This window comes from Achromobacter sp. ESBL13 (genome assembly GCF_036668755.1).
Lineage (GTDB): Bacteria > Pseudomonadota > Gammaproteobacteria > Burkholderiales > Burkholderiaceae_B > Achromobacter.
The window spans coordinates 629,923-655,374 of record NZ_JAZEVT010000001.1 but is presented as its reverse complement, the minus strand read 5'-3'; the positions used below and the strand labels follow the sequence as shown (position 1 = coordinate 655,374).

The following is a 25,452-nucleotide window of genomic DNA, read 5'->3' as shown; positions in this document are numbered from 1 at the left end:
ACACCAAGGGGAAGCCATGTTGAATTTCAAACGGCTTGCGGGGCTTTGCGCATTCAGCGCGGCCTGCGCCGTCTCATCCACCGCCCAGGCCCAGGCCGACACCAAGTCACAGGCGCTGACCATCGTCGTGCCTTACGGCGCAGGCGGCATCGTGGACAACACCGCGCGCGCGTTTGCCCAAAAGCTGGCCACGGAATTGGGCCGGCCGGTGGTCGTTGAAAACCGGGGCGGCGCGGGAGGCATGATCGGCATGAACACCGTGGCGCGCGCCCACGACGAGAACACGCTGGGCTTTACCGCCGTCAGCCCGGTAACGCTGTCGCCGCACGTGATGAAGACACTGTATGACCCGTTGAAGGACCTGGCGCCGGTGGCCGCCGTGATGTATTCGCCGGTGTATCTGGTGGGCGGCCCGAAATTCATGGGCAAGAATTTCAAGGACATGGTGGACCAGGCCAAGGCGGACCCGGACGGCCTGTCGCTGGCGACGGCGGGTGTGGGGTCGCTGGGGCATTTGATGCTGGAACAGATCAACGGGCAGGCCAAGGTGCGCATCACGCACGTGCCCTACAAGGGCATGGCGCAGATGGTGCCCGATGCGCTGGGCGGGCAGTTCACGCTGATGCTGGTCAACGCGTCGGCCCCGGTCAATACGCTGATCCAGGAAGGCAAGCTGAAGCTTTTGGCCGTAGGGTCGCCGAAGCGGCTGCCGGGCTGGCCCGATACGCCAACCTTTGCCGAGCTGGGCTACCCGATGGCGAACATGACGTCCACCTTCGGCTTTTTCGCGCCCGCGTCCACCAGCGCGGCGTTTCGGCAGCGCATGAACGCGGTGATCAACAAGGTGGCGGCCATGCCCGACATCAGCAAGCCGCTGACGGATGCGCTGAACATCATGTCGCCGGGCAGCGTGGAGCAATTCGCATCACAGGTGCAACGCGAATACGTGGACAACGGCAAGATCGTGAAAGCGGCGAACATCCGCACGGAATAAGCGGGGATGAACGCGGAAAAAGCGCGGACACAGCGTGGAATTAGGGGAGACGGCTTGTTCAGCGCCGCCAACCGCGCCAGGTGAAGACCCCGCCGGCGGCCAGCAGCAAGGTCGCCGGCAGTATCCAGACAATGCCGGACGACGTGTAGACCACCTGATCGATGGGGTCGTAGTAGCGGCCCAGTTCGTTGAAGTCCCACTTCGCGTAGAACGCGTACCAGGCGTAAAAGAAGAACGCCGACAGGCTCAGGCACAGCACGGCGGCAATACGCGGCAGCGGACCTGACGAACGTGAAGAACGTGAAGAACGAGAAGGATGCGAAGAGCGCGACGGACTCGACGAACCCGACGAATTCGACGAATTCGACCGCCGCGACCAGCGTCCGGCGGCGGATTGCGTTGCGCTGGAATCGCTGCCGTCTTGCGTTCCGAGCCGTTTGCGGGATGCGCTGGCCGCCGATGCCGCCATCAACGCCATCACCACCACCAACGCCAGCCCCCCCAGCAGCACCAGAATGCCAACGCTAGCCCACATCCTGGGCCTCCAGCTGTGCCAACCACGCCTGGGCCTCGTCCCATTGCTTTTCGCTGAAAACGCGCACACCGGCGCGCCTCAGCAATTCCGCCGTCACGCCCACACCGGGTTGGCGCTTGCCTGCGAAATGGCCGTCGTAGACGTAGCCGCTGCCGCAGGACGGGCTGCCTTCTTTCAGGACGGCAAGGCGGATGCCATGCTGCCCGGCAAGCGCCAGCGCGGCATGGCCTCCCTGCACAAAAGGCACCGTGACATCCTGCCCCGTTACCGCGATGACGCGTGCGCCGCTGGCCAACACGTCGGCCGCGCGCTTGCCGGGTTCGATCTCGGCCGGCGGGCGCGGCACGGGCATGCCGCCCGCCACTTCCGGGCAGACGGGCACGACCCGGCCTTCGTCGCGCCAGCGCGCCAGCACCGCATCACCGTGGGGCACCCCGCGCCCGTCGTAGCGCACGGGGTTGCCCAACAGGCACGAACTGATCAGCACATATTGCATGGGCAAGACCGAAGCTGACGATGACACCCTGACGGATCAGGACGCCGAGTCGTCCGACTTGCGCGTGCGGCGCGTACGGCTGGCGGACTTGGCGGGCGCGGCATCGGCGTCGGCCGGGGCCGCGTTATCGGCGGACTGTGCCGCGCGCTTGCCGGCGGTTTTGGTCGCCGTTTTTGCCGCGGTTTTGGAGGCCGACTTCGTTGCGGTCTTGGCCGCGGTTTTGGTCGCGGTCTTGGTTGCGGTCTTGGTTGCGGTCTTGGCTGCGGTCTTGGACGGCGTCTTCGTGGCCGACTGGGCCGGCGTCTTCGTGGCCGACTTGGCGGCAGGCTGGGCTTGCGGCCGCGGCGATTCCGACGCGGGCGCGGCCGGTTCGGAGGCACGGCGCAGCACGGCGCCCTCGAACGGGTCGGTGACCTTGGCCGGCGCCTTGTTGGCCGGTTCGCGGCGCGCTTCGGCGGGCGCTTCAACAAACGTCCACTCGGCAATGTTCACGGCCGGCAGCGGTTGGCGTGCTTGCGGCAACGGCGTGGGCATGGGCGGCAGGCGCGAGGGCTGCACGGGCTTGGACGCCTGGGCACGGGCCAGCGCGTCGGCGCGCATGGCATCGACCTTGGCGGCTTCACGAGCGGCGGCTTGCGCGGCTTGCTCGGCGGCGGCGGCAGTCGCGGCGGTAGCAGCCGTTGCGGCGGCAACTGCCGCGGCGGCCTCGGCGGCCTTGGCAGTATTGGCCTGGACGTCGTCCGACGGATTCCCAGGCAGCGAATCGCCCGCCGCCGACTCATCGGCCAGGGCGTTCACGGGCGCGCCGTGACGGGCGCGATCGCGCCCACGGTCTCGGCCGCGATCACGTCCGCGATCTCGGCCGCCTTCGCGTCCACCGCGTCCCCGGTCGCGCTCGCCCTGGCGTTCAACGTCGCGATCCCCTTCGCGCGCGGCAACGGGGGCTTGCTCGGTAGTGGGCGCATCATCCTGCGCGGACTCACCCGTCAGCGGCGAAGCCTGGGGCGCGGCAAACGTTTCGTCGGCGTCGGCGGCAACGGGCGAGGCCGCATCCGCGTCAAACGAAGCAGCCTCGTCCTGCGCCAGCGTCTCGCCGCCGGCGTCGTTGGCGCCCTGCTCGGCCGCATAGCCGTTGGCCCGACCCGAGCGGCGGCCGCCGCGCGATTTGCGGGAAGAGCGTGATTGGGATTGGGATTCTTCCTGCGCCGCGTCGCCCTGCGCGTCGTCGGCTTCCGCCACAGCGGCCTGGCGCGACGGCGCGTTGCGCGCGCCGTTGCCATTTGCGGCGCGGCTCATGGGCAAGGACGGCGCGGCGTCGATGCTGTCGCGGTACACGTACGTGCCGGACTTTTCTTCGCGGCCCACGTCCAGCAAGCCGCGCGATTGCGCTTCATCCAGCAGGTTGCCGAAGGCGCGAAAGCCGTAGTAGGACTCGTTGAAATCCGGCTTGCGGCGCTTCAGCGCATCTTTCAGCGCCGATGCCCAGATCTTGCCGCTGTCGCCGCGTTCGGCCATCAGGGCTTCGAAGGTCTCGACGACCATGTCGACGGCCTGGGTCTTGCGGGCTTCCAGCTCTTCCTTGCGGCGGATTTCTTCGTCAGGCGTGCGGCGCTGAGCGGTGCCGGCCCCCGCGCCACCACGATTGTCGCGGCGGGCATCGGCCGTGCGCTGGCCTTCGCGCGCCAGGTCGTCATAGAAAATGAATTCGTCGCAGTTGGCGATCAACAGGTCCGACGTGGACTGCTTGACCCCAACGCCGATCACCTTCTTGTTGTTCTCGCGCAGCTTGGACACCAGCGGCGAAAAGTCGGAATCGCCGCTGATGATCACGAACGTGTTGACGTGCGACTTGGTGTAGCAGAAGTCCAGCGCGTCCACGACCAGCCGGATGTCGGCCGAGTTCTTGCCCGATTGGCGCACGTGCGGAATTTCGATCAGCTCGAAGTTCGCCTCGTGCATGGGGGCCTTGAATTCCTTGTAGCGTTCCCAGTCGCAATAGGCCTTTTTGACCACGATGCTGCCCTTGAGCAGCAGCCGTTCCAGCACAGGCCGGATGTCGAATTTCTGGTATTTGGTGTCCCGCACACCCAGCGCCACGTTCTCGAAGTCGCAGAAAAGCGCCATGCTGACGTTTTCGTTGGGGGTAGTCATTTTCTTCTCCAAAGCCGCGGCGGCCACGTGCTTCGGGCCGCCAGATAGCGCTCATGATATACATATCCGGCTTCACCCCCCGCCTTGGCGCAATTTTCCCCACGCGCCGCCTCGACCCGGCCCTATTTCCAACGCGGCCGTTCGGGTTCCTGACAGCATCCCTTAAGCCGGCGCTTACCGGCCCTTTCCCCCCGCTTTCCGGTGGATTGACTCGGCCGCGCGCTGGCTAGAATTCCCGACAATCCGGCATTCCGGCTCGGCGTGCCAATCCCTTCGGGCAAGATCCAATGAATCCGTCTACCGTCATCGGCGCCGCCGTCGGCCTGCTTACCCTTGTCATCGTCGTGGCGCTGTCCGCCACCGACGCCAGCATGTACCTGAACCTGCCCGGCCTGGCCATCGTGCTGGGCGGCACCGCCGCGGCCCTGTTCATCGCCTATCCGCTGCCGGAAGTGCTGCGCATCTTCAAGCTGGTGCGCACGGTGTTCCGTAATGACCAGCACGACCAGCAACGCGACATCGAAGAGCTGGTGTCGATGGCGCAACTGTGGATGAACACGGACGTGCACAAGGTCGAACAGGAACTGAAGAAGGTGTCGAACCCGTTCCTGCGTACGGGCGTGCAGCTGATCATCGACAACACCCCCGAAGACCAGATCATTGAAGTACTGCAATGGCGCGTCGCGCGCTTGCGTGCCCGCGAACAGGCCGAAGCGCAGATGTTCCGTGTCATGGCCACGTTTGCGCCCGCCTTCGGCATGCTGGGCACGCTGGTCGCGCTGATCAACCTGATGGCCGTGCTGGGCGACGGCAGCATGACGATGATCGGCCAGCATCTGGCCGTGGGCCTGATGACCACGTTCTACGGCATCTTGCTGGCCAACCTGATCTGCAAGCCGATCGCGCTGAAGCTGGAACGCCGCACCGCCCGCCGCGTGGAATCCATGAACATGGTGCTGCAAGGCATTTCGATGATGTGTGAGAAGCGCGGCCCGGCCATGGTGCGCGAAACGCTCAATTCGTTCGTGCTGCACGTTGAAGACGAAATCTATGACGGCGGCCAGGGCGCGACCAAGGCCACGCCCAAGACGGAAGGCCAGGTCAAGCCGGTCCAAGCGTCCAGCCAGGCCGCCGCCCAGCCCGTGTCCATCACCCGTCCGGCCGCCGTGCGTCAATGAGCCTGATTTCACCTTCCCTGGCGCAGCGGATCGAACAGGCCCGCCAGGCCCAACTGCGCGCTCAGAAAGCGGCGGACAACAGTGGCTGGCGCCCCAGAAAAAGGGACCGCAAGGACCGCTACGAGCGCTGGCATGTGGACGAAACGCCCGAGCAGGACGCCGAGAACTGGCTGCTGAGCTATTTGGACCTGATCACCCTGCTGCTAGCGATGCTGGTGGTGATGCTGGCCGTCTCGCGCCTGCATGGCCAGGCAACGGAAGCATCGGGCAAGCCGATTGAATTGGTGGGCACGCTGGCCACGGCCGGGCTGCCCAAGTACGACGGCGAATACGCCGAGTTCGACGCCGTCGCCATTCCGGCCAGCTGGGCCGAGCCGCCCCCGCCGGCCGCCACGGCCGACGCCGCTCCCGCCGAGGACGGCGAGAAAGTAGCCGATGCCGCGCCGCCGCTTAAGGCGCCGTCCAAGGAGTCCTTGGGCCTGGGCGACCTGGCCAAGTCGGTGGATGTGATCATCAACGAGCAGTCGGTCAGCTTCCGCATCAGCAATGAACTGCTGTTCCCGTCCGGCCAGGCCACGCTGAGCCCGTCCGGACTGGACGTGATCAAGCGCCTGGCCACCATCCTGAACAAGAACGCGTACCAGGTGTCGGTGGAAGGCCATAGCGACCCGGTGCCGATCCAGACGCGCCAGTTCGCGTCGAACTGGGAACTGTCCAGCAGCCGCGCCACCAGCGTGCTGCGCGAATTGGTGCGCGACGGCGTGGCCGCCGACCGCCTGCGCGCGGTGGGCTATGCCGAAACGCGCCCCATCGAATCGAACGACACGCCGGCCGGCCGCGCCGCCAACCGCCGCGTCGAGCTGATCATGGACATTGCGCCGAAGCCGGACGCGCCGAAGCTGGCCGCGCCGAAGCTGGCCGCGCCGAAGCCGGCCGCCACGGCGGACGCCTCGGCGGCGCGATCCTGAGCGTGTCTTGTCAAAGAAAAACCGGCCCAGGCCGGTTTTTTTATGTCGCTGTTTTCCCGGCGCATAGGCTGACAAAAGTCTCACGCCTGGGGTGGCGTAGCGACGCGCGGCGGCGTTAAGCTCGCCCCATCGGCCTGTCGGCCAGAACCTGGAAAAACCATGTCGTACATGTTGCTGATCGTCGAACCCGTGGGCCAACGCGCCCAGCGCACGCCCGACGAAGGCCGCCAGGCCTACGCGCAAATGGTGCGCTACGCCGAAGACCTGAAAGGCCGGGGCCTGCTGGTCAGCGCCGAATCGCTGAAGTCGGAATCCGAAAGCGTCCGGCTACAGGTCCGCAATGGCGAGCGTTCCTTGATGGACGGCCCGTTTGCCGAAGCCAAGGAAATGATCGGCGGCTTCTTCCTGTTGGCCGTCGACACCCGCGAAGAAGCGCTGGCGCTGGCAGCCGAGTGCCCGGCGGCTGAATGGGCCACGGTTGAAGTGCGGGAGCTTGGGCCGTGTTTCATGTGAACGCGCAGTGTCGTCATTGCGGCACTCCCCACATTTGCACGAATGACTGCACTTTCATAAACTGCATGCATCGAATGCATTTGGACGTATCGCATCATGGCTATGTTGACTGTCAGGAACATCTCCGACGAAGTGCACCGCGCGCTGCGCGTGCGGGCCGCCCAGCACGGCCGCAGCACGGAAGCCGAGGTGCGCGCCATTCTCGAAGATGCCGTCAAGCCCGAAGGCCGGGTCAAGCTGGGCTCATTGCTGGCGCGTATCGGCAGCCAGGCCAAACTGACCGACCAGGAAGCCGCCCTGTTCGACCAGCGCGACAAAACGCCCGCCACGCCGCCGGGGTTTGAATGATTCTTCTGGATACCAACGTCATCTCCGAGCCGCTGCGCCAGGCGCCGTCGGATGCCGTGATTGCATGGATCGACAGGCAGCCGCTGGAAACCCTGTTTCTATCGGCGGTCACGGTTGCCGAATTGCGCTTTGGCGTGGCCTGCATGCCTGCCGGCAAGCGCCGCAGCGTCTTGCAAGACAGTCTGGAACAACAGGTGCTGGCGTTATTTGCCGGGCGCGTGCTGTCATTCGACAGCGCCGCAAGCCAGCAGTACGCCGCACTGATGGCGCGCGCGCGGGCCTCGGGTCAGGCAATCGCCGCGCCGGATGGATACATCGCCGCCACCGCCGCCGCCCACGGCATGAGCGTCGCCACGCGCGACGTGGCGCCTTTTGCGGCGGCAGGCGTTTCAGTCATCGATCCCTGGCAGTCGTAGCGTCAGCAATTGCCTTTCTTGGCTTGGCCCGGCGGACAGAAGCCGCCACGGCCGCCGCCGTCATGCGGATCGACCACCACGGAGCCACTGGGGGTGTAAACGGCACAGCCGGACAGCAGCGAAACCAGCAAGGCAAAACTACAGAGCATCTTCATGTCGATATACAAGGCTAGGGTTTGAAACGCTGCGAGTGTATGGGGCACGCCTGCAACCAGGGCTGCACCTTGGTAACAAGCTGTTGGCCTTGGTAGTTACCCGAATATTGGCAATTTGATGTCGAGGGATGTCGATTTGAAGGAATGCCGTTCGTCGTCCTGATACGCACCCCATCAAGGAGATTCCTCATGCGTTTCATGATCCTCGTCCGCGCCACGCCCGACAGCGAAGCGGGCATGATGCCCGACGAAAGCCTGCTGGCATCGATGCTGGCTTACCACGAAGCCCTGGCCAAGGCCGGCGTGCTGCTCGATGCCAACGGCCTGCACCCCACGTCCAAAGGTTGGCGCGTACAGTACTCGGACGGCCAGCGCCAGGTCATCGACGGGCCGTTTGCCGAGACCAAGGAACTGATTGCCGGCTACACCCTGATTCAAGTGCGCTCGCGCGAGGAAGCGATGCAATGGGCCATGCGCTTTCCGCAGCCCTTTCCCGGCCAGCGCTGCGAGATTGAAGTGCGCCAACTTTTTGAGCTGGATGAATTCGAACCCAGTAAGGAAGTCGAGCGCTTTCGTGACCTGACCGCCCCCGCCCGCTGAACCCGCCTTTGATCCCACCGCCCCTTCCCCGGAGACTCCCCATGCACAAGAAAATTTTCGTCAACCTTGCCATTGGCGACATGCAGAAATCGCAAGCCTTTTTCAAGCAGCTGGGCTTCACTTTCAACCCGCAGTTCACCAACGACCAGGGCGCCTGCATGGTCATCAGCGACGACATCTACGCCATGTTGCTGACGCGCGATTTCTTCAAGGGCTTCACCAGCAAACCGCTGGTGGACGCCACCAAGGCCACCGAAGTGTTGCTCTGCCTGTCGTGCGAAAGCCGTGCCGAAGTTAACGACGTGGTGGCCCGCGCCGTAGCTGCCGGCGGCACCGCGCCGCGCGAACCGCAGGACCACGGCTTCATGTATGCGCATGGGTTCGAGGACCTGGACGGCCATATCTGGGAACTGGTTTACATGGAGCCCGGCCAGGTCGAGCCATCCGGCCAAACCGACAAAACCGGACAGGCATGACACAAGCGGCTACGCATCGCGCTATCGAGGCGGTCTGGCGGATCGAGGCCGCCAGCGTCATCGCCGGCGTCGCGCGGCTGGTGCGCGACGTCGGGTTGGCCGAAGAACTGGCGCAGGATGCGCTGGTGGCCGCCCTGGAACGCTGGCCCGACACCGGCGTACCGGACAACCCGGGAGCGTGGCTGATGACTACCGCAAAAAACCGCGCCCGCGACCGCTTGCGGCTGGACGCGCTGCATACCCGCAAGCACGAGCAGATTGGCCACGAGCTTGAAGCCTTGCAGGCAGACGTAGAGCCCGACTTTGTCGACGCGCTGGACGCCGCGCGCCAGGACGATATCGGCGACGACCTGCTGCGCCTGCTGTTCACCGCCTGCCATCCGGTGCTGTCCACCGACGCGCGGGTGGCGCTGACGTTAAGGCTGCTGGGCGGGCTGTCCACCGCCGAGATCGCCCGGGCGTTCCTGGCGTCGGAATCCACCATTGCGCAGCGCATCGTCCGAGCCAAGCGCAACCTGACGGCGGCCAACGTGCCGTTTGAAGTCCCCAGGGCCGAAGAGCGCGGCGCGCGGCTGGCGTCCGTGCTGGAAGTCATATACCTGATCTTCAACGAAGGCTATTCGGCCACCTCCGGCGACCACTGGACGCGCCCGGCGCTGTGCGATGAGGCACTGCGACTGGGCCGCATCCTGGCCGAACTGACCCCGAACGACGCCGAGGTGCACGGGCTGGCGGCGCTGATGGAACTGCAAGCCTCGCGACTGCACGCGCGCACGGATGCCCAGGGCCGGCCCGTCCTGCTGATGGACCAGGACCGCGCCCGCTGGGACCCCTTGCTGATCCGGCGCGGGCTGGCCGCCCTGGCCCGCGCCGCCGCGCTGGGCGGGCTGCCCGGCCCTTACGTCCTGCAAGCCGAGCTTGCCGCCTGCCACGCGCGCGCGGCTACGCCCGACGACACCGACTGGCCGCGCATCGTTGCGCTATACGACGCGCTGGTGCTGTTGGTGCCCTCACCCGTGGTCGCGCTGAACCGCGCCGTGGCCGTGGGCATGGCGTTCGGGCCGCAGGCGGCGCTGGACTTGGTCGACGCCCTGGCCGGCGAGCCCGCGCTGGCCAACTATCACTGGCTGCCCAGCGTACGCGGCGATCTGCTGGCCAGATTAAACCGCAACGCCGAAGCGCACGAGCAATTCGAGCGCGCGGCCGGCATGACCCGCAACGCTCGCGAACGCGAACTGTTGTTGGGACGAGCGAAAGCGATGCTGGGGTAGCGGGTTGAACTTGGACTCGGGTTGGGTTTGGGGTTGGGGTTGGGGTTGGGGTTGGGTTTGGGTTCGGGCTTCAGCCCGGGTACCCGCCCTGGCCCCCGACGTGCCCCCGCGTCAAACGATTCCGGACCGTGCTTAAATCCGAACCATGGCTTCCCCGCTCGCCGCCTCCCCGTCTTCCCCCGCCCCTGAGGCCCCCGCGCTGACGGGCGTGCCGGCAGCGTTCGATCATCCCAATGACCGCGCCGAATTCCGCCGCCCCGCGCATCAGCCCGGCGTGGAGCTGTACCGCGCGCACATCATCCGCCACGCCTTCGAACCACACACGCACGAAGCCTTTGGGCTGGGCGCCATCGAATCCGGCGTCGAACGCTTCCGGTATCGCGGGGCGGACCACCTGGCGCCTTCGGGCTCGGTCGTGTTGATGAACCCTGACGAGCTGCACACCGGTCGCGCCGAAACGGTGGGTGGCTGGCGCTATCGCATGGTGTACATCGACGCCGACGTGGTGGCGCGGGTGTCCGGCGAAAGCGGCTGGTGGTTCAACATGGCCGTCGGCCATGACGCGGCCAGCGCGCGGCGCGTCACTGCCCTGCTTGACCGTTTATGGCAGACACATGAACCGCTGGCTTTTGACAGCGCGCTGTATACGTTGGTCCATGAGTTCCGCCGTCATGCTCGAGTGCCGCGCGATGCGCCCACCGAGGGCGCGCCGCGTTTTGCGCCCGTCATCGACTACCTGCGGGCAAACCTGTCGCGCCGCTTGACGCTGGACGAACTGGCGGCGGTAGCGGAACTGAGCCCCTTTCATTTTCTGCGACGCTTCCAGTCGCACTATCACGCCACGCCCCAACAAATGCTGATGGCGCTGCGGCTGTTCGAAGCCAAGCGCCTGTTGGCGGACGGCATTGCGCCGGCGCAGGTGGCGCTGGCGGCGGGCTTGACCGACCAGGCGCATTTGACGCGGGCATTTTCACACCGCTATGGTGTGACGCCCGCCCGCTATCAGAAGCAGGTGCGCCGATAGGCTGGCGCGCGCCCACGTTCGAAGCCCCGACAGGATAAGGGCCGCCGCGAGCTCCCAGCAGATGCGCGCGCAGGCGCCGCCCACTCCGCAATCTGGTACAAGATTTGCCGGCCCGTCCTTGGCTAGACTGCCCCCATCGATACGCAGGAGAGCAAGGCATGTGGGCAGGAACCCTTTACGCGCTGGCCGCGGGCTTGATGTGGGGGCTGGTTTTCGTGGGGCCGTTGTTGCTGCCGGAATATCCGGCCGCGCTGCAATCGGTGGCGCGCTACCTGGCCTTTGGCCTGATTGCGCTGCCGCTGGCGTGGCTGGACCGCCACCGGCTGCGGCAACTGCGGCGTGCCGACTGGATCGAGGCGCTGAAACTGGCCGCCATCGGCAACCTGCTGTACTACCTGTGCCTGGCCAGCGCCATCCAACGCGCTGGCGGCCCCGTGCCGACGATGATCATCGGCACGCTGCCGGTCGTGATTGCCGTGTGCGCCAACCTTCGGAACGCGCGCCGCGACGGCAAGCTGCCGTGGAAGCGCCTGGCCCCCTCGCTGGCCTTGATTGCGTTCGGCATCGGTTGCGTCAACCAGGTAGAGCTGCAAGCGTTGCGCCAAAACACGGATGCCGACTTGTCGCGCTACGCCGTGGGCGCCCTGCTGGCGCTGGTGGCCGTTGCCTGCTGGACCTGGTATCCGCTGCGCAATGCCGACTGGCTGCGGGCGCACCCCGACCGCAGCCCCAGCACCTGGGCCACCGCGCAAGGATTGGCGACGTTGCCACTGGCGCTGGCTGGCTACGGGTTGCTGTGGATCGGCATGGCCGCCACCGGCGGCGGCTTTGACATGCCGCTGGGCCCCAACCCCGAACGCTTTCTGGGCTTGATGATTGCCATCGGGCTGTTCGCCTCCTGGCTGGGCACGCTGTGCTGGAACGAAGCCAGCCAGCGCTTGCCCACCGCGCTGGCCGGCCAGCTGATCGTCTTTGAAACGCTGGCCGCGTTGGCGTACGCCTTCATCCTGCGCGGCACGATGCCGCAGCCGCTGACAATGGTGGGCATCGCGTGCCTGGTGGTGGGCGTGTTGCGCGCGGTGCGCGTCAAGCCGGTGCCGGTCCCCGTGGCGCTATAGCGGGTCCGGCACGCTTGCAGGGTGGCCGCGACGCCATCGGGGATCGGGCCGACGTGCGTGTGGCCGTGCCGCTATAGCAGATCCGGCAGCTGGCTCAGATCGTCGATGACGGCAAACGCGCCTTCGTCCAGCAGGCGCTGGCGCTGGTCCGGCCCGTTGTGCGACGCGCCCACGTAGCCCACCGCCCGCATGCGCGCGGCGCGGGCGGCGCGTACGCCGGGCACGCTGTCTTCTACCACCACGCAGTCCAGAACCGCCGCGCGCATCTGGCGCGCGGCGAACAGGAACACGTCGGGCGCGGGCTTGCCCTTGGCCACTTGCGCCGTGCTGAATACGTGGGGCGCGAAGGCTTCCCACAGGCCGACCAGCTTCAACGCCGCTTCCAACTTGGCCGGCGTGCTGCTGGACGCCACGCACAGGTCCAGCCCGCGCTTTCGCAACGCCGCCACGGTTTCGTGCACGTGCGGCAAGGCGCGCAGTTCCTGGCGAAACGTATGCGCCAGGCGGTCGGCATACTGCCCGGCGAAGCCGTCGGGCAAGGTGCACGCGTTTTCGGTTTGCAGCGTCCGCCACATGTCGGCATCGGGGATGCCGGCGAAGCGGCGGGCGGCCTCTTCGGGCGTGATCGCAATGCCATGTTCGGCCAACGCACGTGACTGCGCGCGCGCGGCGATGATTTCGCTATCAATCAGAACGCCATCGCAATCGAAGATGACCAGGCGGGGGGTGGACGGCTGCATATCGGCTCCTGCAATGTTGGCGTGCATGGGTTTGGCGTGCACGGGGTGGCCATCATGATAGGCCCCTACAAGCGTGCCGCACGCACACGCCGCAACGCGGCCGCGATCAACACGCCGCCCAGGCCCGCCGCCAGCACGATGGTCGACGCCGCGCCCCATCCGTAGCGGTCGATCACGCCGCCCACGGTGACCGGCCCGATCACCTGCCCCAGGTTGCTTCCCTGCATCACCAGCCCGACCGACGCCGCCGTCAACGCCGGACGCGGCGCGACCAGCGGCGCGGTGCCCAGCAAGGTGGCGGGAATCAGGCCACCGACTGCCGAGAACAGCACGCAAAGCAAGAAGGTCGGCATCGCCGGCAGCACGGACCGGAAGATCAACAAGGCCACCACGCCCATCGTCACGCTGGCGCAGGCAATCAAGGTGGATCGCCGCCAGCCGCGCGCCAGCAGCACGCCCGCGCCCAGGTTGCCGACGATGTTCGCGGCGCTGGCGATGGCGCTGTACAGGCCCGCCTGGGCCAACGTCAGGCCAAGCTGATCCATCAGCAACACCGGCAGGAACGTGAACAGCGCGAAGAACATCAGGCTGTAGAGCGTGAACGACAAGGCCAGCAGCACTGGCCCGGCCGCGCTCAGCGTGTCAACGGTATCCTGCCGCATGCCGCGCCAGGACAAAGGCGCCCGGGCCGCATGCCCCGACGGCAGCAGCGCGGCCACGCTGGCCAGCGACACGATCACTGCCACGCCCGCGCACCACCAAACTGCCTGCCAGTGGTCGAACGCCTGCGAGGCCAGCATGGCAATGGCCATGCCGGTGGGCATGTAGCAGCTCCAGAGAGCAAAGGCAAAATCCCGACCGGACGCGGACACCAGGCGCTGCAAGGCGGCCGGGCCAGCCACGGTAATCATCAGGAAACCCAGGCCTTCGACCACGCGGGACGCCAGCAACAGCGCGTAGCTGGGCGCGATGGCGCCCATTGCCGTGCCCAGCGCCGTGGCCGACAAGCCCAGCAACAACATGCGGCGCGCGCCGAACCGCGCGATCACGCCGCCGGCGGCGATGCCTCCCACGACGCCCAATACGGAAAACACGGCGGTCAGCGTGCCGATCGACGCCAGGTCCAGGCCCATGTCCTGGCGCAACAGCGGCGCGGCAATGATGACCTTGCCCACCTGTAGCGACGCGACCACGCCCGCGCCCACAATGGCCCACACGCCGGCCCAACGGGTTTCAATCTGGTTCATGCCTGCCTCGTCACCCATGCGAAGGCGCCAGCATGCCCGCCCCGCGCGATCTTGAGAAGTGATTATTTTTCGATGAAAATGATCGATCGTTTAGATCGGCCGCTCGATTTAACTGGCCTAAACCGAACCGAACCGAACCGAACCGGCCACTGGCCCGCCCGATGATAGACGCCCTGACCCTGGACCAACTGCGTGTGTTCGCCGCCGTGGCCGATACCGGCAGCTTTCGCGCGGCCGCCCGCAGCCTGTCCCGCGTGCAGTCGGCGGTCAGCCACGCCATTGCCAATATGGAACAGCAGTTGGGCGTGACGTTGTTCGACCGCGCCGGCCATCGCCCGGTAATGACACCGCAAGGCCAGGCGCTGCTGGCCAACGCGCGCGACATCCTGCTGCGGGTGGACGCCATGCGCGCTCGTGCGCAGGGCATGGGCACCGGGGTCGAACTGGAACTGTCACTGGTCGTGGACACCTTGTTTCCCATTGCCGACGTGGGCGCGGCGCTGAAGGCCATGCGCGCCGCCTATCCCACAGTGGCCACGCGCGTGGCGGTTTTGCCGCTGGGCGGTCCCATCGACGCGCTGCTGTCGGGCAGCCATACGCTGGGCATCATTGCGGGCGAGCACTTCCGCCATCCACGCATCGCTGTGCAGGCCTTGTCGTCGGTGCAGATGGTGGCCGTAGTCGGCGCCGGCCATCCCCTGGCGCGCAAAGTGGTGGGCTACGCGATGGGCGACGCAGCCGGCGACTTGGCGGGCGACGCGGCCGGCGACTCGGCGGGCGACGCGGCCGGCGACTCGGCTAGCAACCCGGCGGGCAACGCCATGCTGGGCGCCCCGGAATTGGCCGACCACTTGCAGATCGTGCAAGCCGATCCGTCCGGCTTAAGTGAAGGGCGCGACTTTGCCGTGTTGTCGCCGCAGACCTGCCGCGTCAGCGGCCAGGACACCAAGCACGCGCTGATCTTGTCGGGCCTGGGCTGGGGCCGCCTGCCGCTGTGGCAGGTAGCGCGCGACCTGGCCGAAGGCCGGCTGGTGCGCCTGCCCACGCACAGCCTGGGACGCGGCAGCCAGGTCGAGACCGAGACGTACCTGGCGCACCGCATCGACATGCCGTTGGGGCCCGCCGCCCGCGCTTTTGCCGACGCGCTGCACCCCCCCCTTTACGTGCCGCGCGCGGGCGGCTGTGCGTAGCTGACGCCCATGCCGGCCCGCACGTCGTTCTGTATGCCATACGGCGCAATGGGATAGCGCAAGCCGTTGGCGGCCAGTGCCTTCATGCCTTCGATGGCAATGGGCACGTAGCGCGGCGGCAACGCCATCAGCATTTCTTCGTCGGGCACGCCGCCGTAACGGCGTTCTGCAAAACAGGGCAAGGACAAGCTGGGTTCACCGGTAGCCAGCGCGCGGCCCCAGGAATCGGCACAGGCCGTCTCGCCCACCACGCTCCAGTCAAAGCGGCGGTAGTTCTTCCACTGCAAGCCGTTGATAAGAATGATCATCTGCCCTGGCGTGGCGTAGATCAGGCAGATGTCGGGCGGGTTGAGCCGGCCCGACGCCAGCGGCGACACCACCAGCCCGCGATACTTGCCCGCCGGCACACAGGACAAGGCTTCCTGGCGCGCCCGCGCATCAGCTTCAGTGGCGTGCCACACGCCCACGTAGTCCTTGCCGCTTTTCCAGTCTTCGTCTTGTGGCCCCAGGCCGATCACGGCGCGGCATTGCGCGCCGACCAAATCGTTGCCGGTGATGCCCACCGTCCACCCCAGCCGCGCGGCCATGCCGACGATTTGGTCCGTGGTGTGCGTGGCTTGCGGCCGCCGCAACCCCTTGATGCCGGCCATGTCGGCCTCGTCTTCGAACAGCTTCATGCCGATGACGGTGGTTTTCAGGCGCAGCAGCTTGTTCAGGTCGTCCACCAATTGCGGCCAGTTCATGGCGGTTTCTTGCGTTGTCTCTTCCATATGCGTCCTTGGGACTGTTGTGTGTGGCGCATCGACGGTTGTGGCGATCCGCTTATCCGTTGGAGCTTAAAGGCAAACACGCATCGGCGCGCCGTATGCATGTGGCAAATTCGGCACGCATGGCGACCCGGATCATCAAGGCAAGGCGTCAGGGTTCGGGTTCGGTTCCCGATGCGGGCACGGATGCAGGCCCGGGCCGGCTGTCTTGCAGGGATCGCAACATGGAAAACAATGCTTGAACCGGTGCGCTGTCCGCCGCTTGCGCCGATGCCGCCAGCCCGAACGACCGGTACAGCGGATTCGCCAGCCGCAGCACGCGTAGCCCGCGCCGGTTTTCAGGCAGGGTCAGCGCGGGCACCAGCGCCACGCCCACGCCTTCACGCACCAGGGCAAAGGCGCTGCTCCAGTCGCGCACGGTGGCGCGCACGTCGGGGATGGCAAGGCCGGCGTCCTGCGCCACGCTCTGTGCGTGCACGCTGCATCCACCCGTGGCCAACACGAAAGCCTGCGCCGTCAGCGCCGCCAGGTCGACGGCGTTACCCGCGCGGGCCAGCGGGTGCGCGGCCGGCAGCACCGCCATCCATTCGTCTTGCCCAAGCGGGCACACGGGCCGGCCGGGCGCGGCGTTCAGCACCACGCCCGCATCCACGGTGCCTGCCGCCAGCAGGGCTTGCACTTCGTCATCCGAAGCTTCAAGCGACACCACGTCGATGCCCGGATGCTGCTGCCGAAAACGCCGCAGCACCGGCGGCAGGATGGTGGAAAACACCATCGGAAAACTGGCCAGCCGCAAGGTGCCGCGCGCCGTGCCGCGCGCGTCTTGCGCCATGTGTTGAATGCGCCCCAGCGCATCCAGCATGGCCCGCGCCTCGTTCGCCACGCGCAGGCCCAATGCCGTGGGCAGCGTCTGCCGACGCTCGCGCGTGAAGAGCGGCGCGCCCAGCATGTCTTCCAAGTTGGCGATGGCCTGGCTGGCGCCGGACTGGGTCATGCCCACGTCGGCCGCCGCGTGCGTGATGTTGCCGGCGTCCACCACGGCCAGCACCAGCCGCCAGTGCATCAGGTTCATCATGGCATCAGCCCTGCTTATTCCACATTTTTGAAGAAGTAATTTTACGCATGCCAGAGGCGGCGTCATGCTCGCGGTTGTTGCTGAACCGAAGGACCGACACCAATGAAGCTGTACTACGCCCCCGACACCTGCTCGCTGTCGCCGCACATCGTGCTGCGCGAGCTGGACTTGCCCTTTACCCTGGTGCGGGTGAACAACCAAACCAAGCGCACCGAAGACGGCAGCGATTTTCTGGCTATCAACCCCAAGGGCTACGTCGCCGCGCTGCAACGGGACGACGGGCGGGTGCTGACCGAAGGGCCGGCCATCGTGCAATATCTGGCCGACCTGAAGCCGCAAGCCCGGCTGGCGCCGCCCAACGGCACCTGGGACCGCAGCCGCTTGCAGGAATGGCTGAACTTCATCAGCACCGAAATCCATGGTGGCTTTGGCCCGCTGTTCAACCGGACGCTGCCCGCCGAGGCGCGCCAGTGGTGGCAGGCCCGGGTGGAAAAGCGGCTGGATTATCTGGCGGAGGTTTTGCTATCCGCGCCATACCTGCTTGGCGACCGCTTCAGCGTGGCCGACGCCTACCTGTATGCGGTGCTGCGCTGGGCCCGGTTTTTTGACATCGATCTGGCGGGCCGACCCGCGCTGGCTGCCTACATGGCGCGCATTGAAATGCGGCCGAGTGTGCAGGCGGCGCTGGCGGCCGAAGGCATCGCCCGCGCCGTTTGATGGCGACGTGGCGCCGCGTGTCATGCCAGCGTGATGTGCCGGGTTGACCGCCCGTGTCTCGCACATCAGCGAAACGCGTCCACGCCTCGCATCAGCGCCGCCGCCAGCGTCGGCTGGCGCAACTGCTCCAGCCACCACTTCAGCGCGCGGCCCTCGTGACCGCCGCGCCATGCCAGGTACAGCATGTTGGGTTCGCGCGGTGTCTCGGTGGCCATTTCCAATAACTCCCCACGCGCCAGCAACGACGCCACGCGGTGGCGCGGCACCCAGCCCACGCCCAACCCATCGCGTTGCGCCAGGATCTTTGCGCGCATGCTGGGCACGGCCAGCACCGGCTGGCCACTGACCCGGCCATAGCCGCGCGCCGCCGCCCCGCGCGACGTGTCGGCCACCACCACCGCGCGGTGCTGCTGGATCTGATCCTGCCGCAAAGGTGTTTTCAGCTGGGCCAGGGGATGGCGCGGCGCCACGGCGAACAACCACTCCATTGCCCCCAATTGCGCCCACTGAAGATTCGGCATAGCTTGGGGCTCGTTCGTCGCCCCCACGATCAGGTCGGCCCGGCCTTCGCGCAGCGCTTCCCACGTGCCGCCCAGCACCTCGTGCGTCAAGCGCAAGCTCACCCCGGAATCCAGGCGGTCAAACGCATGAATTAACGGCGACATCAATTCAAATTCCAGGATCTCGTCGCTGACGATATGCAGCCGGTCTTCCCAGCCGCTGGCCACTTGTTTGACGCGTTGCGTCAGGCGGGACACGTCCAGCATCAGCCGCGCGGCCTCGTCGGCCAGCAGCTGACCGGCGGGAGTCAGTTGCAGCCGGTAGCGGCGGCGGTCGAACAGCAACGCGTCAAAGCGTTCTTCCAGCTGGCGGGCCGCGTGCGACACGGAGGATGGCGCGCGGCCAAGTTTTACCGCCGCGCGAGACAGGCTGCCGCTGTCCCGGATGGCCTCCAGCAGCGCCAGTTCGTGGGCCGTCAACATGTGCAATTCCTTCGAACGTGTTCGTTCGAAAGATGGTACGACAAAGCGCCGCCCCAGGTGCAACATGGCTACACCTTATCGAACGACTCCCAAGGAGATCACCATGAACCGTTTTGAACACAAGACCGTATTGGTCACCGGCGGCACCAGCGGCATCGGCCTGGCGGCAGCGCAAGCGTTTGCGGCCGAAGGCGGCCGCGTCATCGTCACGGGCCGCGACGAAGCCGCGCTGGAAACCGCGCGAGCCACCCTGGGCGGCAACACGCTGGCCATCCGCAATGTGGCCGGCGCCCCGGGCGCCTCGGCTGCGCTGGCCCAGGCACTGAAAGAGGCGGACGTGCGGCTGGACGCCGTTTTCGTCAACGCGGGCATCGCCAAGTTCGCCACGCTGGCCGAGGCCACCGAAGACCTGTGGGACCAAACCTTCAACACCAATATCAAGGGTGTGTTCTTTCAGCTACAGGCGTTAGACCCGCTGTTGAATCCGGGTGCGTCCATCGTGCTGAACGGCTCGATCAACGCCCACATCGGCATGCCGGCCTCCAGCATCTATGCCGCCAGCAAGGCCGCGCTTATTTCTCTGGCCAAGACGCTGTCGGCAGAGCTGCTGCCCCGAGGCATCCGCGTGAACGTGGTCAGCCCCGGCCCGATCGCGACCCCCATCTACGGCAAGCTGGGCCTGGACGCGGCCAGCCTGGAAAGAACGGCCGCCAGCATTCAAGCGCAGATTCCGCTGGGCCGTTTCGGCACGCCGCAGGAACTGGCCTCGACCGTGCTGCATCTGGCGGCGCCGGAATCCGCGTTTATCGTAGGCACCGAGATCATCGTGGATGGCGGCATGAGCCAGCTTTGAACGCAGCCGCCAGGGTTCGACCGACCGCTGTGCGCGCTTGCACAGGCGTTCGGTCGCGGCGGCCGGCGTGCCCGCCAGCCACCGCGCGCATACCTCGCGCACCCAGGCGGGCGGGTCTTTGCTGGCGTCACACCGATTGGCAAGTGACGATATTGACACTGCCGGTGATCCGGACTGAACGGGGCCGCTATCATCCCGTTGTCATCCGTGTTCCACACTGCGCCATGTCCCCTATCCCGCTTGTCCGTCTGATGCTTGCCGCACTGGCGCTGATCGCATCGCCCCTCTACGTTGTGGCGGCCAGTGCCGTGGCGGCCAATGCCGTGGCGGCCAGTGCCGCGTCGGCCGAAACCAGCTTACGCAGCGTCTACGTCGGCACGCTAGAAGGCGCGGGCGAGGTGGTGATGGAGCTGGAGGGTCAGGGGTCGGACGGCAGTCCCGTGACGGGCCGGTATTTCTATCCCAAGCATGGCGTCGACATTCCCTTGAAGGGCACGCCCGAAGCACTGGCGGAACCCCGTCTATTTCATGAAATACAGGAAGCGGGCATCGCCCCGGACACGGAGGCCGCCGCGGCCGCCACGTGGCAAGGGCACCGCGATAGCGACGGATATCGCGGCCATTGGGTCGATGCCCGCACGGGCAAACAACGCGCCTTCGCGCTGCGCCGCGTGGCGCAGTACGATCCCCGCGCGCTGGCGCCGGACAGCGCGCAGGCCGTTACCGATGCGATCAGCGGCGGCATGGGCAGCGGCATCAGTCACGGCGTGCGCATCAACGCCAACAACGCGCCTTATGAGACCTTGAAGCTGGCCGGTTACGCCAAACCTGTCGGCCCCGACAGCGGCGCGGGGGCCGTCGCCTACCAGATGTGGCGCGATCCCCGCACCCAGTTCATCTACCCCCGCCTTAGCCGCCACCCCGATCCGCAAGTGATGGCGCGCGTCAATGCGCTGCTTGAACAGCGCCACTGGCAGATGAGCCTGGCGGCGCTGGCTTGCAAGGCGACGGCCTACACCGACGGCAACCCGGCCGCCGGCACGCTGGGCAGCTATGACGACGAAGCCATTACCGTGCAGTGGCTGTCCACCGCGCTGATGACCGTGACCGAATCCGGCAGCCTGTATTGCGGCGGCGCGCACCCCGACAATCATTTCGAGCCCTACACCTTCGACCTGCTTCAAGGCAACTACCTGGATTGGAACCGCGTGCTGGACGCGTACGTGCCGGGCGAAAACGGCTGGCGCGAAGCCAGCCCCACCCTGCTTGCGCTGATCGACAAGGCCCGCGCGCCGCAGGCCGACGTGAAGATCGAGGGCGCGGACGATGACTCGCTAAAGGAGTGCTCGGACGTCTGGCCCAGCTATCTGGCCCTGGGAACCGAGGCGCCGGGCGTGCTGACCCTGTCGGTATCAGGCGTGGGCCACGCGATGGGTGTGTGCCTGGGCACCCACGCGACGGTGCCGTTCAAGGACCTGACGCCGTATCTGGCGCCGGGTGGGCAGGCGTATCTGGTGCGCGAATAGTCCCGGGCAAAGCGTGAGCAATGCGCGGGCGAAGCGCCGACAACGCAGCGACAACGCGCCGGCAACACGCCGGCACATTCGCCACCGGGCAGATCGCCCGGCTTAGCGATACAGCACCGTGGGCAGCCACATGCCGATGCCCGGGAACACGTACAACAGGAAAATCGCCACCACCTGGATCCCCATGAACGGCATCATGCCCAGGAAGATCTGGTTCAACGTCACGTGCGGCGGCGATACGCCCTTTAAATAGAAGGCCGACATGGCCACGGGCGGCGACAGGAAGGCAGTTTGCAGGTTCAGCGCCACCAGCAGGCCGAAGAACAGCGGGTCGATGCCGAAGGCGTTCAACAGGGGCACGAAGATGGGCATGAAGATCACGATGATCTCGGTCCACTCCAGCGGCCAGCCCAGCAAAAAGATGATGACCTGCGCCAGCAGCAGGAATTGAATCGGCGTCAAGCCCAGCGACAGCACCCATTCTTCAATGATGCGCTGGCCGCCCAGCAGCGCGAACGCGGCGGAAAAGATGGACGAGCCCACAAACAGCCAGCACACCATCGCGGTGGTTTTGGCGGTAAGGAAGACGGATTCGCGCAGCACGGGCAGGTTCAGCCGGCGGTAGGCCAAGGCCAGCAAGGCGCCGCCCATGGCCCCCATGGCCGCCGCTTCGCTGGGCGTGGCCAGGCCGAACGCGATAGAGCCCAGCACGGCGGCGATCATCACGGCCAAGGGAAAGAACGAGCCCATCAGCATCTTGAAGATTTCCAGCCGCGCCCACGTCAGCGCGGCATAGAACACGGCCAGCACCACCGCGCAGACCGCGACGAATATCCAGAACCCGGTGGGCGCCGGCCGGGACGCAGAGGCGGACGAGTCCGCGGCGCCGGGCGATTGCGCGGATTGCGCAGGTTCGGTGGCGGCGCCGGATGGTGCTCCGGGCGGTGCTCCGGCCGGTGCGTCGGGCGGTGCGTCGGACGGTGCTTCGGATGGTGCGCCCGTCGTGGCCGCCGGCTGCGAAGCCCCCGACGCCGACCCGGGCTGCGGCGTGCCCGGAGGCTCGCTAAGGCCCCCTGCCCCCGCGTCGGCCGATGGCGGTTCAGCCAACTCGCCAGCGGCAGGTTCCGCCAAGCCACCCATGGGAGGCTCCGCCAATCCCCCGACGGGCGGCTCCGCCAATCCCCCGCCCGGCGGTTCGGCCAGGCCGTCCGCGCCGGGCTCGCTCAGGCCGGAATCAAACCCACCCGACCCCAGCTGCAATTCCGCCGGAATGTCGTATTCCACATTCGGTCGCGTCACGCCGTGATGCACCACCGCCACCAGCAATACCGTCAGCGCCAGCGGCGCCAACACCGTGATCAGGTTGCGCAGCATGAAGCCGAACGGCACGCCGTGATTGCGCCGGCCCTTGAACAGCGCCGCCACCATGCCCGACAACGCGCGCGTGTAGCCGGCGGCGGCCAGCGTCTTGGCCTCGGGCGATAGCGGCACGCCGCGTTCGCTGACGGGCAGCGGCGGCGCCATGTCGGGGCGCAGCTTGGCCACCACGATCACGTACAACATGTACAAGCCGGCCAGCATAATGCCGGGAAACAGCGCGCCCGCGTACAGCTGCACCACCGACACGCCCGTCGTCGCGCCGTACACGATCAACATCACCGATGGCGGCAGCAGGATGCCCAGGCAGCCACCCGCCGTGATCGACCCGGCCGTCAAGCGCACGCTGTAGCCCGCCTTCAACATGGCGGGCATGGCCAGCAGCCCCATCAGCGTCACCACCGCGCCGACGATGCCGGTGGCCGTGGCGAAGATCGCGCACGTGGCCAGTGTGGCCACCGCCAGCGCACCCGGCAGGCGCGCCAACGCCAGATGCATGGACCGGAACAATTTTTCGATCAGGTTGGCGCGTTCAACCAGGTACCCCATGAACACGAACAGCGGAATCGAAATCAGCGAATCGTTCGTCATCGTGGCGTACGTGCGCTGCACCATCAGGTCCAGCGTCTGCCCCACCGACCGGCCCGCGTCGGCGCTTTGCATGTAGTACGCCAGGAACGTGAACAGCACCCCCATGCCCATCAGCGTGAACGCCGTGGGAAAGCCCAGCATGATCGCCACCACGATCAGCGCCAGCATCAACAGCCCGATGTGCCCCGTGGTCAGCTCGCCCCACGGCGTCAGGAACGCGATCATCAGCAGCACGATTCCGATGCACGACAAGCCAAACCACAAGGCCTTGTGGATTTTCATCGGCGCGGCTCCCCGGGCGGGGTCACGTAGCGGTCAAGCTGGACGATGTCTTCATCTTTGACGTGCACCATCTTCTTGAGCTTGTCCACGTCCACTTCCTCCACATCTTCCTCACGCGATGGCCATGCCCCGCGTTGCAGGCACAGCACGCAACGCAGCACTTCGGCCACGCCCTGCAACAGCAACACGGCGCCCGCCACGGGGATGAACGCCTTAAAGGGATAGATGGGCGGCCCGTTGGCCATCAGCGACGAATGCTCGCCGATGGCGATGGAGTAGCCGGCGTAATACCAGCCCGCCCAGGCCAGCGCGATGGCGCCGGGAAAGAAGAACACCAGATACAGCAGCAGGTCCAAGCCAGCCTGCACGCGCGGCGGCAGAAAGCCGTAAAGGATGTCGCCGCGCACGTGGCCGTTCTTGGCCAGCGTGTAGGCGCCGGCCATCATGAACAGCACGCCGTAATACATCATCTGCATGTCGAACGCCCACGCGCTGGGTTGGTTCAGCAGATACCGCGCCGCCACCTCCCAGCACACGTGCAGGGTCAGCACAACGATCAGCCAGGCAAAGGTCTTGCCGACGAAGGTGGAGACGCGGTCGATCAGGCGGATAAGACGAAGCATCGATGGGCCTGGGACGGGGTCAGGCCGGCTTGCTGGTGCGCGAAAAATAATGGTTGTAGGCCATCCGGTAATTGACAGAGGTATCCCCGTGCCAACGCCCCACCCGCTCGGCAAATGCGCGCTGCGAATCCAGCACTTTCTTGAACAGCGGATTCTCGGCGGAACGCTTGGCGATCATCTCGTCCCAGATCTTCAACTGTTGCTGCAAGATGGCGTCCGGCGTCTTGTAGAACTTGACGTTGTGTTCCTTCTGCAGCTTGATGTAGTCCTGCGAATAGCGGTTTGCCGCCTTCCACGACATATCGGCGCTGCTGGCCTGCGCCGCGTAGCTAAGCACGTGCTTCAAGTGCGGCGGCAGCGAGTCGTACTTGGCCTTGTTGAACAGCACCTCGAACTGCTCGGCGCTTTGGTGAAAGCTTTGCAGCATGCAGATCTTGGACACGTCCTGAAAGCCCAGCGCCAGGTCGGACGACGCATTGTTGAACTCGGCCCCGTCCAGCAGCCCGCGGTCCAGCGCCGGCACGATTTCACCGCCGGGCAAGGCGTTCACCGCCGCGCCCATGGCCGTGTACATGTCGATGGCCAGGCCCACCGTGCGGAACTTCACGCCCTTGACGTCTTCCACCTTGGTGACCGGGCGCTTGAACCATCCAAACGGTTGCGTCGGCATCGGGCCGTACATCAACGACACCACGTTCACGCCCATTGCCTTCTGAATTTCGGTCAGCAATTCCTTGCCGCCGCCGTATTCATGCCAGGCCAGCAGCATGTTGGCGTCCATGCCGAACGATGGCCCCGAGCCCCACAGCGCCACCGCCGTATTCTTGCCGTACCAATACGCGACCACGCCGTGCCCGCCGTCCAGCGTGCCGGCCGACACCGCGTCCAGCAGGTCAAACGCCTTGACCACCGCGCCCGCCGGCAGCACTTCGATCTTCAACTGGCCGCCGGCCATGTCGTTGACCTTTTGCGCGTAGTCGCGCGCAAATTCGTGAAAGATGTCGTTGGCCGGCCAGGTGCTTTGGAAGCGCAACGAAATGGGCGCGTTCTGCGCCCGCGTGACAGCAGGGAATCCCAGTGCGGCGGCGCCCGCGACGGCAGCGCCGGAAATGAACTTGCGGCGGGGCTTTGTGACGTGTTGCATGGCTACTTGTCTCCTTGGTGGACTACATGGGACCAGCTTGTAGTGACTGCACCTGCGGGGGACGCGGGGAAACGCCTGCTGCGAGCTTCCCGGT

General features: G+C 66.4%; 27 protein-coding genes. 15 read left to right on the top strand and 12 right to left on the bottom strand.

What is annotated here, in order from left to right:
* Positions 1-16 precede the first annotated feature (16 nt).
* Positions 17-994 (top strand): Bug family tripartite tricarboxylate transporter substrate binding protein, encoded by a 978-nt coding sequence (locus V6F88_RS03025; RefSeq protein WP_332607868.1) that lies wholly within the window; start codon positions 17-19, stop codon positions 992-994.
* 58 nt (positions 995-1,052) lie between these two features.
* Here V6F88_RS03025 and V6F88_RS03020 read toward each other — a convergent pair whose 3' ends face one another.
* Genes V6F88_RS03020 through V6F88_RS03010 form a run of 3 tightly spaced genes read right to left on the bottom strand, consistent with a single transcriptional unit; the run spans position 1,053 to position 4,176 of the window.
* Positions 1,053-1,529 carry a hypothetical protein gene (locus tag V6F88_RS03020; RefSeq protein ID WP_332607867.1) on the bottom strand — a complete coding sequence of 159 codons (477 nt, stop codon included), beginning with the start codon at positions 1,527-1,529 and terminating at the stop codon, positions 1,053-1,055.
* Entirely contained in the window at positions 1,519-2,025 is a 507-nt protein-coding gene (locus tag V6F88_RS03015) for a DUF523 domain-containing protein (protein WP_332607866.1), read from the bottom strand. Before V6F88_RS03015 ends, V6F88_RS03020 begins: the two co-directional genes overlap by 11 nt.
* 36 nt (positions 2,026-2,061) lie before the next feature.
* Positions 2,062-4,176, bottom strand: a complete 2,115-nt coding sequence (locus V6F88_RS03010; RefSeq protein ID WP_332607865.1) for an NYN domain-containing protein — start codon at positions 4,174-4,176, stop codon at positions 2,062-2,064.
* Positions 4,177-4,463: 287 nt separating this feature from the next.
* Here V6F88_RS03010 and V6F88_RS03005 point away from each other — a divergent pair, with 287 nt between their 5' ends.
* From V6F88_RS03005 to V6F88_RS02985, 5 genes are all read left to right on the top strand, one after another.
* Positions 4,464-5,354 (top strand): motility protein A, encoded by an 891-nt coding sequence (locus V6F88_RS03005; RefSeq protein WP_332607864.1) that lies wholly within the window; start codon positions 4,464-4,466, stop codon positions 5,352-5,354.
* Positions 5,351-6,322, top strand: coding sequence for an OmpA family protein (locus V6F88_RS03000; RefSeq protein ID WP_332607863.1), 972 nt, complete (start codon positions 5,351-5,353; stop codon positions 6,320-6,322). The genes V6F88_RS03005 and V6F88_RS03000 overlap by 4 nt, the downstream gene beginning before the upstream one ends.
* A 159-nt stretch (positions 6,323-6,481) precedes the next feature.
* Positions 6,482-6,835 carry a YciI family protein gene (locus V6F88_RS02995; protein ID WP_332607862.1) on the top strand — a complete coding sequence of 118 codons (354 nt, stop codon included), beginning with the start codon at positions 6,482-6,484 and terminating at the stop codon, positions 6,833-6,835.
* A gap of 96 nt (positions 6,836-6,931) precedes the next feature.
* Positions 6,932-7,183, top strand: coding sequence for a FitA-like ribbon-helix-helix domain-containing protein (locus tag V6F88_RS02990; protein WP_332607861.1), 252 nt, complete (start codon positions 6,932-6,934; stop codon positions 7,181-7,183).
* Positions 7,180-7,599, top strand: a complete 420-nt coding sequence (locus V6F88_RS02985; protein ID WP_332607860.1) for a type II toxin-antitoxin system VapC family toxin — start codon at positions 7,180-7,182, stop codon at positions 7,597-7,599. The genes V6F88_RS02990 and V6F88_RS02985 overlap by 4 nt, the downstream gene beginning before the upstream one ends.
* 2 nt (positions 7,600-7,601) lie before the next feature.
* Here V6F88_RS02985 and V6F88_RS02980 read toward each other — a convergent pair whose 3' ends face one another.
* Positions 7,602-7,754: a hypothetical protein gene (locus V6F88_RS02980; RefSeq protein WP_332607858.1), complete on the bottom strand. Its 153-nt coding sequence runs from the start codon at positions 7,752-7,754 to the stop codon at positions 7,602-7,604.
* Between the two features lie 189 nt (positions 7,755-7,943).
* Between V6F88_RS02980 and V6F88_RS02975 the strand changes: the two genes are divergently transcribed.
* The 5 genes from V6F88_RS02975 to V6F88_RS02955 all read left to right on the top strand — a co-directional run bounded on the left by V6F88_RS02975 (position 7,944) and on the right by V6F88_RS02955 (position 12,243).
* Positions 7,944-8,354 (top strand): YciI family protein, encoded by a 411-nt coding sequence (locus V6F88_RS02975; protein ID WP_332607857.1) that lies wholly within the window; start codon positions 7,944-7,946, stop codon positions 8,352-8,354.
* Positions 8,355-8,395: 41 nt separating this feature from the next.
* Positions 8,396-8,830 (top strand): VOC family protein, encoded by a 435-nt coding sequence (locus V6F88_RS02970; RefSeq protein ID WP_332607856.1) that lies wholly within the window; start codon positions 8,396-8,398, stop codon positions 8,828-8,830.
* The gene (locus tag V6F88_RS02965) at positions 8,827-10,101 is read left to right on the top strand and encodes an RNA polymerase sigma factor (protein ID WP_332607855.1); all 1,275 of its coding nucleotides are present in this window, start codon (positions 8,827-8,829) and stop codon (positions 10,099-10,101) included. Before V6F88_RS02970 ends, V6F88_RS02965 begins: the two co-directional genes overlap by 4 nt.
* A gap of 145 nt (positions 10,102-10,246) precedes the next feature.
* Positions 10,247-11,125 carry an AraC family transcriptional regulator gene (locus V6F88_RS02960; RefSeq protein WP_332607854.1) on the top strand — a complete coding sequence of 293 codons (879 nt, stop codon included), beginning with the start codon at positions 10,247-10,249 and terminating at the stop codon, positions 11,123-11,125.
* A 158-nt stretch (positions 11,126-11,283) separates the two neighbouring features.
* Positions 11,284-12,243: a DMT family transporter gene (locus V6F88_RS02955; protein WP_332607853.1), complete on the top strand. Its 960-nt coding sequence runs from the start codon at positions 11,284-11,286 to the stop codon at positions 12,241-12,243.
* 71 nt (positions 12,244-12,314) lie between these two features.
* Here the strand turns inward: V6F88_RS02955 and V6F88_RS02950 are convergent, their stop codons facing one another.
* Together V6F88_RS02950 and V6F88_RS02945 are read right to left on the bottom strand one after the other, a co-directional pair.
* Positions 12,315-12,983: an HAD family hydrolase gene (locus tag V6F88_RS02950; RefSeq protein WP_332607852.1), complete on the bottom strand. Its 669-nt coding sequence runs from the start codon at positions 12,981-12,983 to the stop codon at positions 12,315-12,317.
* Positions 12,984-13,048: 65 nt separating this feature from the next.
* Positions 13,049-14,230: an MFS transporter gene (locus V6F88_RS02945; RefSeq protein ID WP_332607851.1), complete on the bottom strand. Its 1,182-nt coding sequence runs from the start codon at positions 14,228-14,230 to the stop codon at positions 13,049-13,051.
* A gap of 161 nt (positions 14,231-14,391) precedes the next feature.
* On the opposite strand from V6F88_RS02945, the gene V6F88_RS02940 reads away from it, so the two are divergent.
* The gene (locus tag V6F88_RS02940; protein WP_332607850.1) at positions 14,392-15,420 is read left to right on the top strand and encodes a LysR family transcriptional regulator; all 1,029 of its coding nucleotides are present in this window, start codon (positions 14,392-14,394) and stop codon (positions 15,418-15,420) included.
* Here the strand turns inward: V6F88_RS02940 and V6F88_RS02935 are convergent.
* Both V6F88_RS02935 and V6F88_RS02930 read right to left on the bottom strand, forming a co-directional pair.
* Positions 15,390-16,190: a DUF169 domain-containing protein gene (locus V6F88_RS02935; protein ID WP_332607849.1), complete on the bottom strand. Its 801-nt coding sequence runs from the start codon at positions 16,188-16,190 to the stop codon at positions 15,390-15,392. The two genes, V6F88_RS02940 and V6F88_RS02935, sit on opposite strands and share 31 nt — an antisense overlap.
* A 148-nt stretch (positions 16,191-16,338) precedes the next feature.
* On the bottom strand, positions 16,339-17,262 hold the full coding sequence (locus V6F88_RS02930) for a LysR family transcriptional regulator (RefSeq protein WP_332607848.1): 924 nt from the start codon (positions 17,260-17,262) through the stop codon (positions 16,339-16,341).
* A gap of 102 nt (positions 17,263-17,364) precedes the next feature.
* Between V6F88_RS02930 and gstA the strand changes: the two genes are divergently transcribed.
* On the top strand, positions 17,365-17,979 hold the full coding sequence (gene gstA / locus V6F88_RS02925) for a glutathione transferase GstA (RefSeq protein WP_332607847.1): 615 nt from the start codon (positions 17,365-17,367) through the stop codon (positions 17,977-17,979).
* Positions 17,980-18,044: 65 nt separating this feature from the next.
* Here gstA and V6F88_RS02920 read toward each other — a convergent pair whose 3' ends face one another.
* On the bottom strand, positions 18,045-18,962 hold the full coding sequence (locus V6F88_RS02920) for a LysR family transcriptional regulator (RefSeq protein ID WP_332607846.1): 918 nt from the start codon (positions 18,960-18,962) through the stop codon (positions 18,045-18,047).
* A gap of 103 nt (positions 18,963-19,065) precedes the next feature.
* Between V6F88_RS02920 and V6F88_RS02915 the strand changes: the two genes are divergently transcribed.
* Together V6F88_RS02915 and V6F88_RS02910 are read left to right on the top strand one after the other, a co-directional pair.
* Positions 19,066-19,815: an SDR family oxidoreductase gene (locus V6F88_RS02915; protein WP_332607845.1), complete on the top strand. Its 750-nt coding sequence runs from the start codon at positions 19,066-19,068 to the stop codon at positions 19,813-19,815.
* 224 nt (positions 19,816-20,039) lie between these two features.
* Positions 20,040-21,341: a hypothetical protein gene (locus V6F88_RS02910; RefSeq protein WP_332607844.1), complete on the top strand. Its 1,302-nt coding sequence runs from the start codon at positions 20,040-20,042 to the stop codon at positions 21,339-21,341.
* 102 nt (positions 21,342-21,443) lie between these two features.
* On the opposite strand, the gene V6F88_RS02905 is transcribed toward V6F88_RS02910, so the two are convergent.
* From V6F88_RS02905 to V6F88_RS02895, 3 genes are read right to left on the bottom strand one after another with little or no spacing between them, the layout of a single operon-like run.
* Entirely contained in the window at positions 21,444-23,591 is a 2,148-nt protein-coding gene (locus V6F88_RS02905; protein WP_332607843.1) for a TRAP transporter large permease subunit, read from the bottom strand.
* The gene (locus V6F88_RS02900; protein ID WP_332607842.1) at positions 23,588-24,214 is read right to left on the bottom strand and encodes a TRAP transporter small permease subunit; all 627 of its coding nucleotides are present in this window, start codon (positions 24,212-24,214) and stop codon (positions 23,588-23,590) included. The genes V6F88_RS02905 and V6F88_RS02900 overlap by 4 nt, the downstream gene beginning before the upstream one ends.
* 19 nt (positions 24,215-24,233) lie before the next feature.
* On the bottom strand, positions 24,234-25,358 hold the full coding sequence (locus V6F88_RS02895) for a TRAP transporter substrate-binding protein (RefSeq protein ID WP_332607841.1): 1,125 nt from the start codon (positions 25,356-25,358) through the stop codon (positions 24,234-24,236).
* Positions 25,359-25,452: the final 94 nt, after the last annotated feature.